This is a genomic window from Amycolatopsis sp. NPDC059657 (assembly GCF_042734395.1).
Lineage (GTDB): Bacteria > Actinomycetota > Actinomycetes > Mycobacteriales > Pseudonocardiaceae > Amycolatopsis.
The window spans coordinates 84,776-96,876 of record NZ_JBHWEB010000023.1; the positions used below are offsets into that span (position 1 = coordinate 84,776).

At 68.4% G+C, this 12,101-nt stretch carries 13 protein-coding genes; 5 read left to right on the top strand and 8 right to left on the bottom strand.

Annotation, left to right across the window (positions count from 1 at the left end):
* Position 1 precedes the first annotated feature (1 nt).
* From ACFV15_RS15520 to ACFV15_RS15555, 8 genes are read right to left on the bottom strand one after another with little or no spacing between them, the layout of a single operon-like run.
* Positions 2-262 (bottom strand): acyl carrier protein, encoded by a 261-nt coding sequence (locus ACFV15_RS15520; RefSeq protein ID WP_378351105.1) that lies wholly within the window; start codon positions 260-262, stop codon positions 2-4.
* A 10-nt stretch (positions 263-272) separates the two neighbouring features.
* The gene (locus ACFV15_RS15525) at positions 273-1,502 is read right to left on the bottom strand and encodes a ketosynthase chain-length factor (protein ID WP_378351106.1); all 1,230 of its coding nucleotides are present in this window, start codon (positions 1,500-1,502) and stop codon (positions 273-275) included.
* Entirely contained in the window at positions 1,499-2,749 is a 1,251-nt protein-coding gene (locus ACFV15_RS15530; protein WP_378351128.1) for a beta-ketoacyl-[acyl-carrier-protein] synthase family protein, read from the bottom strand. The genes ACFV15_RS15525 and ACFV15_RS15530 overlap by 4 nt, the downstream gene beginning before the upstream one ends.
* A 5-nt stretch (positions 2,750-2,754) precedes the next feature.
* Positions 2,755-3,153, bottom strand: coding sequence for a cupin domain-containing protein (locus tag ACFV15_RS15535; protein WP_378351129.1), 399 nt, complete (start codon positions 3,151-3,153; stop codon positions 2,755-2,757).
* A gap of 45 nt (positions 3,154-3,198) precedes the next feature.
* The gene (locus ACFV15_RS15540) at positions 3,199-3,519 is read right to left on the bottom strand and encodes a TcmI family type II polyketide cyclase (protein ID WP_378351107.1); all 321 of its coding nucleotides are present in this window, start codon (positions 3,517-3,519) and stop codon (positions 3,199-3,201) included.
* Positions 3,519-4,496 (bottom strand): amidohydrolase family protein, encoded by a 978-nt coding sequence (locus tag ACFV15_RS15545; protein ID WP_378351108.1) that lies wholly within the window; start codon positions 4,494-4,496, stop codon positions 3,519-3,521. Before ACFV15_RS15545 ends, ACFV15_RS15540 begins: the two co-directional genes overlap by 1 nt.
* Positions 4,493-5,401: an NAD(P)-dependent oxidoreductase gene (locus ACFV15_RS15550; RefSeq protein WP_378351109.1), complete on the bottom strand. Its 909-nt coding sequence runs from the start codon at positions 5,399-5,401 to the stop codon at positions 4,493-4,495. Before ACFV15_RS15550 ends, ACFV15_RS15545 begins: the two co-directional genes overlap by 4 nt.
* Positions 5,401-5,793 carry a SchA/CurD-like domain-containing protein gene (locus tag ACFV15_RS15555; RefSeq protein WP_378351110.1) on the bottom strand — a complete coding sequence of 131 codons (393 nt, stop codon included), beginning with the start codon at positions 5,791-5,793 and terminating at the stop codon, positions 5,401-5,403. Before ACFV15_RS15555 ends, ACFV15_RS15550 begins: the two co-directional genes overlap by 1 nt.
* Positions 5,794-6,403: 610 nt before the next feature.
* Here ACFV15_RS15555 and ACFV15_RS15560 point away from each other — a divergent pair.
* From ACFV15_RS15560 to ACFV15_RS15580, 5 genes are all read left to right on the top strand, one after another.
* Positions 6,404-7,648, top strand: a complete 1,245-nt coding sequence (locus tag ACFV15_RS15560) for a cytochrome P450 (protein ID WP_378351111.1) — start codon at positions 6,404-6,406, stop codon at positions 7,646-7,648.
* Positions 7,649-7,653: 5 nt separating this feature from the next.
* Entirely contained in the window at positions 7,654-8,820 is a 1,167-nt protein-coding gene (locus tag ACFV15_RS15565; RefSeq protein ID WP_378351112.1) for an FAD-dependent monooxygenase, read from the top strand.
* Positions 8,821-8,834: 14 nt separating this feature from the next.
* Positions 8,835-9,602 (top strand): SDR family NAD(P)-dependent oxidoreductase, encoded by a 768-nt coding sequence (locus ACFV15_RS15570; RefSeq protein ID WP_378351113.1) that lies wholly within the window; start codon positions 8,835-8,837, stop codon positions 9,600-9,602.
* A 406-nt stretch (positions 9,603-10,008) separates the two neighbouring features.
* Positions 10,009-10,458: a MarR family winged helix-turn-helix transcriptional regulator gene (locus tag ACFV15_RS15575; protein WP_378351114.1), complete on the top strand. Its 450-nt coding sequence runs from the start codon at positions 10,009-10,011 to the stop codon at positions 10,456-10,458.
* 138 nt (positions 10,459-10,596) lie between these two features.
* Positions 10,597-12,042 (top strand): M1 family metallopeptidase, encoded by a 1,446-nt coding sequence (locus ACFV15_RS15580; RefSeq protein WP_378351115.1) that lies wholly within the window; start codon positions 10,597-10,599, stop codon positions 12,040-12,042.
* The last annotated feature ends 59 nt before the right edge of the window (positions 12,043-12,101 follow it).

Below are 12,101 nucleotides of genomic sequence, written 5' to 3' on the forward strand. Positions count from 1 at the left end.
GTCAGGCCACCTTCACGAGCTGGTCGTTGACGAAGTCGAGCGCGCGGCGCGGCGTGTCGGTCTGGTCGAGCGCGTCCTCCGGGACGACGACGCCGGTCACCTTGGCGATGTGTGCCTGGATCTCCAGCACCGCCAGCGAGTCGTAGCCGAGGTCTTCGAACGAGACGTCCGCGATGTCACCGGCGAGGTCGACGTCCTCGCTGACGCCCGCCGCCGTGCGCATGATCCCGGTCAGTGTCTCGAGTGTGAAATCCTGTGCCATTTCCCTCTCCTTAGATTCCCGTGACCACCAGCGCGGAGTTGAATCCGCGATAGCCCCTGGCCACGATCAGTGCGGTGGAAAGACCGGCAGGCCTCGGCTTGCCGGTCACGAGGTCGAGCCCGGTCGAGTCGCCCGCGGTGATGGCGGGCGGGATGACACCGTCGCGAATGGACAGCAGCGCGGTGACGACGTCGAGCGCGGCGCTGCCCGCCGCCATCCGGCCGGTGGCCGTCTTCGTGGTGGTGACCGGAACGCCACCACTGCCGAATACCGCGGCCAACGCGTCTTCCTCGGCCTGGTCCGCGGACCGCACTCCCAGGGCGTCCGCGAAAACCACGTCGATGCCGTCAGGGCCGACGCCTGCGTCGGCCAGCGCCAGCTCGATCGCCCGGCGCAGGCCTGGCGGCCGCCCGGAACCCGGTGCCGGGTCGAAGGTCGAGGCGTGCCCGAGCACTTCGCCGTGACAGTGCGCGCGTTCCTCCGGCTCGATGACGAGCATCGCGCCGCCTTCGCCTGGCACGTAACCGGAAGCAGCCGCGTCGAACGGCCGGTACGCCTGCTTCGGATCGTTCACCAGGCTCAGCTGGCCGCCCGCGAGATGGCAGGTCAGCGCGTACGGGCTCAGCTGCGCCTCGGTCGCTCCGGTGAGCACGACCGCCGAACCCTGTGCGAGCACCCGGCGTGACTGGGCGATGGCGTCCAGCCCGCCTGCCTGCTCGGCCACGAGCACCCCTGACCAGCCCTTCATGCCGTGCCGGATCGAGAGCTGCCCGGTGGTGGCCGCGTAGAACCAGGCGATGGACTGGTACGCGCCGACGTGCTCGGGACCGTTCGCCCAGAGCGCCTGGATCTCGCGCTGCCCGAACTCGTTGCCGCCGGAGGAACTCGCCGTGTGCACCGAGAGCGCGTGCTCGGGCACCGCCGCGAGGTCCACTCCGGAATCGGCGAGCGCGAGCCGCGCCGCGGCCATCCCGAGGTGCGTCCACCGGTCGGTCTGCACGACCACCCGGCTCGGCACCTGTGCCTCGGTGTCGAAGTCCAGCACCTCACCGGCGAGGTGCACCGGGAACCGCGAGGTGTCGAACCGGCGCAGCGGACGGATCCCGGACGCGCCCGCCAGCAGGTTGCGCCAGTACTCCTCGAGGTCGTTCCCGATCGGCGTGACCACGGACATCCCGCTGACGAAGGCCCGTGCCGTTCTCGCGACCGGCGTGGGCGCGATCGCTTGTGCCGCCGTCATTTGCCCACCCCGCGCAGCACGACCGCGCTCTGGAATCCGCCGAAACCACTGCCGACGGAAAGCACCGCGTCGACCTTGGTCTCCCTCGCCACCAAGGGGACGTAGTCGAGATCGCATTCGGGATCGGGGTTGCGCAGGTTCGCCGTCGGCGGCACGACCCCGTACTCGATGGCGAGCACGGAAGCCGCCAGCTCGATGGAGCCGATCGCGCCGAGCGAGTGCCCGACCATCGACTTGATCGAGCTCATCGGCACCTGCCTGGCATGCTCGCCGAGGCTGAGCTTCACCGCCGCCGTCTCATGCCGGTCGTTCTGCCTGGTGCCGGAGCCGTGCGCGTTGACGTAGCCGACACCCTCCGGCGCGAGCTCGGCCTCGGCGAGGCTGAGCCTGATCGCCTCGGCCATGTCGAGACCGTCCGGTTTGAGCCCGGTCATGTGATAGGCGTTGCAGCGATTGGCGAATCCGTCGACCGTGGCGTAAATCCGCGCGCCCCTGGCCCGTGCGTGTGCCATCGACTCCAGCACGAGCACCGCCGCGCCCTCGCCGAGCACGAACCCGTTGCGCGTGCGGTCGAACGGCCGTGACGCGTGTTCGGGATCGTCGTTGTCGGACGAGGTTGCCTTGATCGCGTCGAAGCAGGCGACGGTGATCGGGGAGATCGGTGCCTCCGAGCCACCCGCGATCATCACGTCCGCCTTGCCGTCGGCGATGAGCTGCGCCGCGTGCCCGACCGCGTCGAGCCCTGAGGTGCAGCCGGTGGAGATGATCGCGGCCGGGCCTTCGGCGCCCGCCTCCCAGGCGACCTCGGCGGCCAGCGAACTGGGCACCAGGTGGTGATAGAGGTGCGGTGTCCGGTACTCCGCCTCGACCTCCCACTTGCTGCCCGTGTCGCTGACGACGACGTATTCCTCTTCGAGGCTGATCGTCGAGCCGACGGCGCTGCCGATGCTGACCCCGATCCGATCCGGCCTGGTCTCCCCGGCGATCCCGCTGTCCGCGATGGCTTCGCGGGCCGACACGACGGCGAACTGGGCGCACCGGTCCATCCGGCGGATCTGACGCGCGGTCAGTCCCTGTTCGGACGGTTCGAAATCGACCTCGGCCGCTATCCGCGAGCGGAACCCGGTCGCGTCGAACAGCGAGATGGCCCTGGTCGCGGTGCGGCCCTCGGTGAGCAGTTCCCAGAAGGCCTTCGTGCCGACACCGCCGGGCGCGACCACCCCGATACCGGTGATGGCCACTTGCATCCTGGTCACCGCCCACCGCCGAGGATCGCGACCGGTTCGTCGGGCGCGGGCAGCTCTTCGGTGTCGACGTGCCCGAGCTCGGGCTTCGGCGCGAGCGGGCCGAGCTGGAAGACCGCGGTGGCCACGGTGTTGCCGATGTTCTCCAGCCGGTGCCGCGAGCCCTTGGCCACGAAGACCGATTCGTACGGGCCCGCGGTGATCGGCGTGTCCTCGACCGTCACCAGCAGGGTTCCCTCGGTGACGAGCAGGAACTCCTCGGAGTACGGGTGGTAGTGCTCGGTGACGACCTCGCCGGGGCTGAGCCGGACGACCCCGAGGAAGCCGCTGGTCGACCCGACGGTGGCCGGGCCGAGCAGCACCCGGAGATCCCCGCCGCGGCGCCGGTTGGCCTCGACGTCGGACATGCTCACCTTGCGCGGAGCTGATGCGTTCACAGGTTCCTCCAGAATTCAGGCTGTCCAGTGGTAGAAGCGATGAGCCATCGCGTCCTGCGGGCCACGCCAGGTCTCGGGGTCGTACGCCCCGATGTGCTCGGCGAGGCGGGTGTCGATGTCACGGAACAGCGGGTGCTCGCGCACGTCGGTGACCGCGCTCCCGACCTCCCGTTCCCCTTGGATGAGGTGGAAGTACAAGCCGTGGAAGTGAAAGAGCGATCGCTGCCGGACGCCGACGAGCCCCGGCAGCTCTGATCGGTCCGACTCGGCGAAGATCTCCTTCACCGCCTCGTGGTCGCCACTGCGCAGCCTGGCGACGATCAAGCTCTGGAACATCAGGCCCTCCCCGCTGGTACCGAAGAACGAATGCCGTACAGGCGTTGCGCGTTGCCGCCGAGCATCAGCCCGGTCGCCTCCTCGCCGAGCCCGAGCGAGCGGACCATGCCGATCCGCGCGCCGTGGTCGACCGGCACCGGCGGCGCGTCGGAGCCGAACAGCACGTGTTCCGGCCCGAGCAGGTCGACGGCCGCGCGCAGCAGATGCGGGCTGTCCGTGGTGGTGTCCACGTAAAGCCGTCGCATGAGCTCGCTCGGCGCCGTGATCGACCGGCGCGGTCCGGTGTGCGAAGAGCGCGGTGCCGTGCCAGGCCGTGAGCGGCCGCCCCAGTGCCGGGGCGCCCACGCCAGGTCCAATCTGCTCGGCAGCAACGGCAATCCCGCGCCGCACGAGGTGCCGACCACGACGAGGTCCGGATGCCGTTCCAGCTGCCCTGACAAGCACAGCGCAGCCAGCCCGAGCGTGACATCACAGAACCGGCCGACCATCTCGATCAGTCCGTAGTCGGTCAATTCCCTGGTGCACAACGGATCCGCGCCCGAGTGCAGCAGCATCGGCTTGCCGGACGCGGCCACCATCGCGAGGAACTCGTCGGCGGCCGGGTCGGCGATGTCCTTTCCACCGATGCTCGGGTTCACGATGACCCCGGCGAACTCCTCGGTCGCCAGCAGCGCGTTGACGTCGGCGAGCATCCCGTCGCCACCGAACGGGTCACACCACGCGTACGCGCGCAGCCTGTCCGGATGCGCTTGGACGGTCTCCGCGAGCCAGTCGTGATAGGAAGCCAGTTCCGCCAAGGACTGGCCGCCCGCCGCGGCCATTGTGGACGCACCGGTCGGACTGCCCACAATGGTCAGATCGATACCGGCGGCCGCCTTGGCGGCGAGCATGCCGGGAACATCCCCGATGCTGGGCGGGATCGGCAGCCGCTCGACGAGTGCCGGCGGGAACAGGTGTGCGTGCACATCGACGATCACGGCGCCACCCGCTCGATCTCGATGCCTGCGGCTGGCGCGCACACCGCGACCGCGTCCTTGTCGGCGAATCCGGCGCGGACGGTCTCGCGGAACGCCTCGGCCGCCGCCGCCAGCGTCGGCATCGCCAGCCCGGTCGCGTCGGCCATATCCAGCGCCAGTTCCAGGTCCTTGACCATCAAGCTGGTCTTGAACGCCGCGGGCTCCAGCCTGCCCTGACGCAGCAGCTGCGCGCGGAAGGCCATCACCCGTGAGCTGAACCCGCTCTCCGCGATCGCGCCGAGCACCAGGTCGGCGTCCAGCCCAGACCTGGTGGCCAGCCCGACCGCCTCGGCGAGTGAACTGAGCTGAGCGCCGAGCAGCGTGTTGAAGACGATCTTGAGAGTGGCGCCCATGCCCACCTCACCGAGGTAGAGCACCTGCTTGCCGACGGTGTCGAGCAGTGGCCTGACCACGGCCACATCCTCTTCGCGGCCCGCGGCGAAGACACGAAGCTCACCCTCGCTCGCCTGCAGCGGATTGCCGACGACACAACCCTCGACGCGGATCAGCGAAAGCTCGCGCAGCCGCTCGGTCACCGCCTTGCTGTACGCGGGCGAAACGGTCGACGTGTCGACGATCACAGTGTCCGGCGCGGCGGCGCCTGCCACCCCGTCCGCACCGAAGAGGACCTCCTCGACCGCGTGCTCGTCGGCGAGGCTGAGCACCACGACCGAGGCGTTCAGCGCGGCCTCGGCTGGCGAGCTCACCTCCACGGCACCGGCGCTGACCAGCGCACCCGCCTTGCCCTGGGTGCGGTTGTACACCGAGAGCGGGAAACCGGACTGCACGAGGCGGCGTGCCATCCCGGTACCCATCGCGCCCAGCCCGATGAAGGCCACAGCGGACGAGGAGAACGCGGCGGCCATCACGCCCGCCCCGCGGCCGCTGCCTCCGCAGGCACGGTGAACTGGACGATGCTCTGCATCTGGCTGCGCTGGAAGAAGCTCGCGAATCCCTCGGCCGAGCCGGTCGCCCGCTCTTCGACCAAATACTGGGAAATCTCGTGCTCGAGGCGCTGGACGCCCTCCTGCGCCGCCATGTGCCGCATGACATCCGCGAGTTCGCCGTCGAACTGGATGACACGCACGATGGTGGTGTCCTTGCGGAACACTGCGGTACCGAGCAGCCTGCCGACCTCGAAGCCCGCGGCGTTGCGCAGCACGGTCGAAGCCGCTCGTTTGAAGTTACGGAAGATTTCGTCTACCTGCGCTTCGCTTCCCGGCTTGATCTGCCAGGTCACGGCTGCATACGTGGACATTTACGGCACTCCTTGAAAGGTAAGGAGCGCCCGTGTAGGCGGGCATCCCGGGCATGATGGGCATGACCGGGACCGGCGCACGGGACCCATCCGCGGCCAGTGATGAACGGTCGTGTGATCGAACTGTGGGAGAGCAGTCCGGACACGGCCAAATACGATGCCGGGCCACGGATTGGGAGATCCGCCGGCGACGGCGTTCGTCGGGCAACCCGCCTGGAGGGCGCGCGACTTGAGATTTCCTTGATATCACATCAGATGCGCACTCAACACTGACTGCACGGTGGATAGTGTGCCGGTCCAGGGATTGAGTGTCAACCACTTGACACTCATCTGGCCTAGACTCAGTATGGCAATGCGGAGGTTAACTCCTTACGCAAACTGGGGCTTCAAAATCTTCTTGTCGAATATTTCGATAGCTGCTATCCGAAAATGATCTTGGCCACCTGGGGGTGCAGTTCAGCCAAGACTTGATTCGCCCATTTCCGCACATGGCCGGCTCAAGGGCGGCCTTTTCGCACTTTGTCAATAAGGAGTTACGCCAATGGCCGAGCCCGGTGTTGAGCGCGCCCAAAATACGAGTGACACGACCAATACAGAACAGAATGTATCGATGACACTTCGCGATGAATCACGCACCAACGGTCACCCCGAGACGCCGCCGACCTTCACGCAGGAGATCAAAAACGATCCATGGGCATTCTTCAGCGACCTCCGCGAGAATCATCCGGTCGCCAGACTGCGCCATCCGGACGGTTTCGATTTCTTCGCAATCACCCGATATGACCTGGTTCGCGATGGATTGTCCGATTTACGATTCAGTCAGAACTTTGACACCCTCGCCGAATCCTCGGTGCTGGCGCTGGAACGCGAGGATCCGCTGGCGCCGCTGAACAAGAACCTGCTCGGTATCGACCCGCCGGACCACACCCGGCTGCGCAGGCTCGCCACTCCCGCCTTCCATCGCCAGAAGGTCGAGCAGCTCCACGAGACCGCGGCGAAGACCGTGACCAGCCTGCTGGCGGCACTTCCGCCGGACGAGCCGGTCGACCTCATCGAGCAGTTCGCGACCAAGGTGCCCGCGACCGTGCTCAGTGAACTGTTCGACATCGACGTCGACGACTGGGCGGACTTTCGCCGCAGGGGCCAGCTGCTGATGACCCCGCCATGGGGCCAGACGCACGCCGACGTCGCGGTGATCAAGATGCCGATGCTGGACTACTGCGTCGACCTGGTGCGCCGCCGCCGGAAGAACCCCGGCGAGGACATCATCAGCTCGATGGTCCAGGCCAGGGACGGCAGCGACAAGCTGTCCGAGGACGAGCTCGTCGGCATGACCTTCCTGATCCTCATGACCTCTTATCAGACGACCTACGCGTTCCTCACCAACGCCGTGCTCGCGTTGCTGGAGCGCCCGGACGCGCTGAAAACCGTGCTGCGCAACAAAACCGTGCAAGGCCCGATACTCGAAGAGCTGCTTCGCTTCGCCGGTCCGGTCGAGACGGCGCCGATCCGGTTCGCCACCGAACAGGTCGAGATCGAGGGACGGATCATCCCCGCGAAGGCGCCGGTCAGCCTGCTCGTGTCCGCGGCGAACCGAGACGAGAAGGTGTTCCACGATCCGCACGACCTCGTGTTCGACCGGCGCGACAATCCGCATCTGTCCTTCGGCCACGGGATCCACTTCTGCCTCGGCACCGTGCTGGCGAAGCTCGAGGCGATCACCGCGCTGGACGGGTTGCTCAAGGCCAGGCCGGGCCTCACGCTGGCCGCCGATCCCGGCAGCCTGGTCCAGCGCCCCGGGATCATCCTGCGGGTGCCGACCGAGCTGCCGGTGCTGCTCGGCCCGGCGGCGTGAGCGTCATGCGGGAGCCGATCGCCGTCATCGGCGGTGGCATCGGCGGGCTGGCGGCGGCGATCGCGTTGCACCAGGCGGGTTTGCCGGTGCGGGTGTTCGAGCGGGCCGACGAGCTGCGCGAGATCGGCGCGAGTCTCGGCGTGCAGTCCAACGCCGTGCGCACGTTGAACCGGCTGGGCTGCGGCGAGGACATCCTCGCGGCCGGTGAACCGATCGACATCTGCGAAGGCTTCGGGCTGTCGTCGGGCAGGCTGCTGATGCGATGGCGGCAGGACAAGGTCGGTGAACGGCTCGGCGCGCCGTCGGTGATGGTGCGCAGGACCGATCTTCAGCAGGTGCTGCTCAACCGGCTGCCGCCGGACGTGCTCACCCTGTCCGCCGAGGTGAGCGCGGTGCACGGCGGCGACGGGGACCGGCCGGAGATCGAGTTGGCGACCGGCGAGCGGGTACCCGTGCCGGTGGTCGTCGGCGCGGACGGCGTGCGGTCGAAGGTGCGCGGTTTCGTGCACCCGGCCGCCGCCGTGCGCCCCGCAGGCTATCGGGTGTGGCGGTCGATCACGCCGTTCCAGCACGAGGACTACCCGGCGCGCACGATGCGGCAGTACCTCGGCCGTGGCCGGACCTTCTCGATGTGGCACCTGCGCGACGGCTCGGTCTCGTGGTCGGCCAGCCTCGCCGGTGCGCCACCGCTCGGCCGGGACGGCCAGCTTCCCTTGCTGCGCGAGCTCTTCCGCGACGCGCCACCGGTGGTGCACGCGTTGCTCGGCGACGCGAGCGAGCAGGAGGTCATCATCACCGACTCCGTCGACCTCCGGCCGTTGCCGGGCTGGACCCGCGGCCGCGTCACCCTGCTCGGCGACGCGGCGCACGCCACCACCCAGGTCACCGGGCAGGGCGCGGCGCAGGCGATCGAGGACGCGGTCGTGCTCGGCCGCTGCCTCGCCGGACTGACCGGGGAGGCGAGCACCGAGGAGATCACCACCCGCCTGCTGTCCTATCAGGAGGCTCGGCTGGCGCGGACCACGAAGGTGATCAAGGAAGCACGGCTGCTCGGCACCGTCTTCCACTGGCGGAGCACCGCGGGCTGCTGGCTGCGTGACACCGCGTTCCGGCTCCGTCCCGCCGATTCCTGGACCCGCCAGATGGAACGACGGCTGAGCACCGTCCACTGACCGAGAGGAAACGCATGTCTCCCAGCACGAACGCACCATTGACGGGCCAGGTCGCCGTCGTGACCGGCGCAAGCAGCGGCATCGGCGCGGTGATCGCGAAGCATCTCGGCGCGCTCGGCGCCGCCGTCGCCGTCAACTACCGCAAGGACGAGCACCGGGCGTCGGCGGTGCGTGACGAGATCATCTCCGGCGGCGGCTCGGCGATCATCGTGCGCGGCGACGTCACGGTCGAGCAGGAGATGCTGGATCTCGCGGCCGAGGTCCGGTTCGGGCTCGGGCCGGTCGGCATCCTCGTCTGCAACGCCTACGGCTCGCCGAGCGCGCTCGCCCAGCCGCTGCTGGACCCGGTCGGGGTGTCGGTGGCCACCGCCGACCAGCTGCTGTGCACGCTGCTGCCGGTGCGGGCCTGTCTCGACGACCTGCGTGCGACCGAAGGCAACGTCGTGCTGATCGGCTCCCATGTCTCACGGCTGCCCGATCCCTACGTCCCCGCCATCACGATCGCCAAGGCCGCGCAGGACGCGACCAGGCTGGTACTCGCCAGGCAGCTGGGCGAGTACGGCGTCCGGGTCAACACGGTCGCACCCGGCGCGATCCGCACCGAGACCAACGCGGACATCCTCTCCGAAGAGCGGTGGACCGGTATGGCCGCCACCGCACCACTGCGCAGGGGCACCGTTGCCCAGGACGTCGCCGAGGCGGTGGGCTATCTCAGCGGACCGGCTGCACGCCAGGTCACCGGCGCCTATTTGGCAGTCGACGGCGGCGAGGTCTGCGTCTGAAGCTTCCTCATCGCTTGGGGGGCGATTGCCCCGCCGGTGCCCAGGACCGGCGGCGAGTGAGGATTTGAGGGGCGCACCGGCCAGGACATCTCCCAATGCCGGGGCCGGTGCGCCTGTCATCCAAACCTGCGAAAGCGGCAAGCTCACGAGGAGCTTCCAGGCGCCGGTCTCGCGGCTTGGACGGCTGGGCAGCAGTCGCACACCGGCGCACGGTGTGTCATTCGAACGCTGTCGGGCCACTGTAGCGCGCCGGCGGCCGATCACAGCACCGTGGTTTTACGGACTCCGGCACGCGTGAATCCACCCGCCGCCCTCAGCGTCCGCCGTACTCCCATCGGGTAGAGTACTGGTGCAATAATGTCAGGTCGGATAGTCCGCCGGTACATTGTTGTCCGAAGGAGGCGGGATGCCAACGGGCAGGAAGCAGCCAGGCGAACACACCGACGCGATCGCGCTGGCGGAGGCGTTCACCGAGGCGATCCGGTACCTGCGCAGGTTCACCCTCGCGCCGACCAGCGAAGAGCACGAGCTATCGCCCGCCAGGGCACGCACCCTGGTCGCGGTCGCCGACACCCCCGGCATCCAGATGGGTCAGCTCGCCGAGCAGATGAAGGTCACCGCACGCACGGTCACCAAGCTCGTCGACAGCCTGGAGCGGGACGGGCTCGTCCGGCGCGCGCCGAACGCCCACGACCGCAGGGTCACCCACATCGAGCTCACCGACGCGGGCCACGGCCAGCTCAACGAGATCCGGCACGAGCACGGCGTGATGTGGGAATCGGCCTTCGACGCACTCTCCGCCGTGGAGCGGAAGCGCCTGCTCGGCCTGCTGCGGAAGCTCACCGCCACGGGCTGACGCGGCTGCCCTGTGTCAGCACGTCGCCCGATGGGGCCGACCTAAGTGGGGACTATCCGGCCAAAACGGGCCAACCCGGTGTGACTGAGCCGTTCAAGCGCTAAGTTCCGCTCACATTGAGTCACACGAGGAGAGTTCATGACTAGTCCGAACCGCTGGCGCCGCCGGACGACGGTGTTCGCCGCCGTACTGGCGTGCGTGAGCCTCGGCACCGGCGTGGCGAACGCCGGCTGGGGTGGGGGAAAGCCGGGTAGTGACGGGGCTGGCGACAGCTACTACCCGAAGGACGGCAACGGCGGTTACGACGTCGCCGACTACGACCTCGACGTCGACTACGTGCCCGCGACCAAGCAGCTGACCGGCACCGCGAAGATCGCCGCTCGGGCCACCGAGTCGCTGAGCTCGTTCAATCTCGACCTCCACGGCCTGACCGTCGACTCGGTCAAGGTCAACGGCCTGACCGCGAAGTTCAGCCGCGCCGGTGACGAGCTGACCATCTCGCCGCGGCTCACCCTGTGGCGTGGCCTGCCGTTCTTCGCCGAGGTCAAGTACCACGGCGTGCCGGAGGCCATCAACGACCCGCTGCTCGGCCTCAACGGCTGGCAGTTCGCGAAGAACGGCGGCGCGTTCGCCGCAGGCGAGCCGAAGTCGGCCAGCACCTGGTACCCGGTCAACGACACCCCGCGCGACAAGGCGACCTTCCACCTGGCGATGACCGTGCCGAGCGAGTGGGAAGTCATCTCGGTCGGCAAGGAGCGCGGCAAGCGCACCTCGCCGAAGGGCACCACCACGACATACTGGGCCGAGGACACCCCGACGGTGCCGTACATGACCACGGTCGCCATCGACAAGTGGGAGTTCGAGCGCGGGCAGCTGCCGGACGGCACCCCGATCCTCAACTCGTACGCGCCGGGCACGCCCGCCACGACGAAGGCAGCCGAGGCGCGCCTGCCGGAGATCATCGAGTTCCTGTCGTCGAAGTTCGGCAAGTACCCGATCGACGCCGCCGGCGGCATCTTCCTCGCCGAGCCGATCGGTTTCTCGCTGGAGACGATGAGCCGCCCGATCTACTCGGGCCGCGCGGGCAACGTGAGCACGATCGTGCACGAGAACGCGCACCAGTGGTACGGCGACTCGGTCGCGGTCGACCTGTGGAAGGACGTCTGCCTCAACGAGTGCTTCGCGTCCTACGCGACGTGGCTGTGGTCGGAGGCGAAGGACAGCGTCGACCTCGACGCGCGCTACCTCACCAACGTCAAGAACGCCTCGGACGCGTTCTGGAACTCGCCGGGCAACAAGCTGTACGACATGGGCCCCGGACGCGAGTTCACGGCCGTCTACAGCAAGGGCCCGATGGCGCTGCACGCGCTGCGCCGCACGATCGGCGAGGAGGCGTTCGGCAAGGTCTTGAAGACCTGGCCGTCGCTGCACCGTGACGGGAACGCGAGCTTCCTCGAGTTCCAGAAGTACGTGGAGAAGGTCGCGCACAAGAACCTCAAGGGCTTCTTCGACGCCTGGTTCTACACCCCGGCCAAGCCCGCTGCCGAGTACCTCTACCCGGGCCCGCTGAAGCCCACGCCGTAAGGCGTCGTGGGCGTCGAGTGCGCGCGTCAGAAGGCCCCAGACCACCAGCCAAAGCAAGA

Bases quoted from the DNA above. Each gene is read 5' to 3' on its own strand.
- ACFV15_RS15520 (WP_378351105.1), bottom strand. From the start codon at position 262: ATGGCACAGGATTTCACACTCGAGACACTGACCGGGATCATGCGCACG.
- ACFV15_RS15535 (WP_378351129.1), bottom strand. From the start codon at position 3,153: ATGTCCGACGTCGAGGCCAACCGGCGCCGCGGCGGGGATCTCCGGGTG.
- ACFV15_RS15580 (WP_378351115.1), top strand. From the start codon at position 10,597: ATGACTAGTCCGAACCGCTGGCGCCGCCGGACGACGGTGTTCGCCGCC.
- ACFV15_RS15565 (WP_378351112.1), top strand. From the start codon at position 7,654: ATGCGGGAGCCGATCGCCGTCATCGGCGGTGGCATCGGCGGGCTGGCG.
- ACFV15_RS15525 (WP_378351106.1), bottom strand. From the start codon at position 1,502: ATGACGGCGGCACAAGCGATCGCGCCCACGCCGGTCGCGAGAACGGCA.
- ACFV15_RS15560 (WP_378351111.1), top strand. From the start codon at position 6,404: ATGACACTTCGCGATGAATCACGCACCAACGGTCACCCCGAGACGCCG.
- ACFV15_RS15555 (WP_378351110.1), bottom strand. From the start codon at position 5,793: ATGTCCACGTATGCAGCCGTGACCTGGCAGATCAAGCCGGGAAGCGAA.
- ACFV15_RS15575 (WP_378351114.1), top strand. From the start codon at position 10,009: ATGCCAACGGGCAGGAAGCAGCCAGGCGAACACACCGACGCGATCGCG.
- ACFV15_RS15540 (WP_378351107.1), bottom strand. From the start codon at position 3,519: ATGTTCCAGAGCTTGATCGTCGCCAGGCTGCGCAGTGGCGACCACGAG.
- ACFV15_RS15550 (WP_378351109.1), bottom strand. From the start codon at position 5,401: ATGGCCGCCGCGTTCTCCTCGTCCGCTGTGGCCTTCATCGGGCTGGGC.
- ACFV15_RS15570 (WP_378351113.1), top strand. From the start codon at position 8,835: ATGTCTCCCAGCACGAACGCACCATTGACGGGCCAGGTCGCCGTCGTG.
- ACFV15_RS15530 (WP_378351128.1), bottom strand. From the start codon at position 2,749: ATGCAAGTGGCCATCACCGGTATCGGGGTGGTCGCGCCCGGCGGTGTC.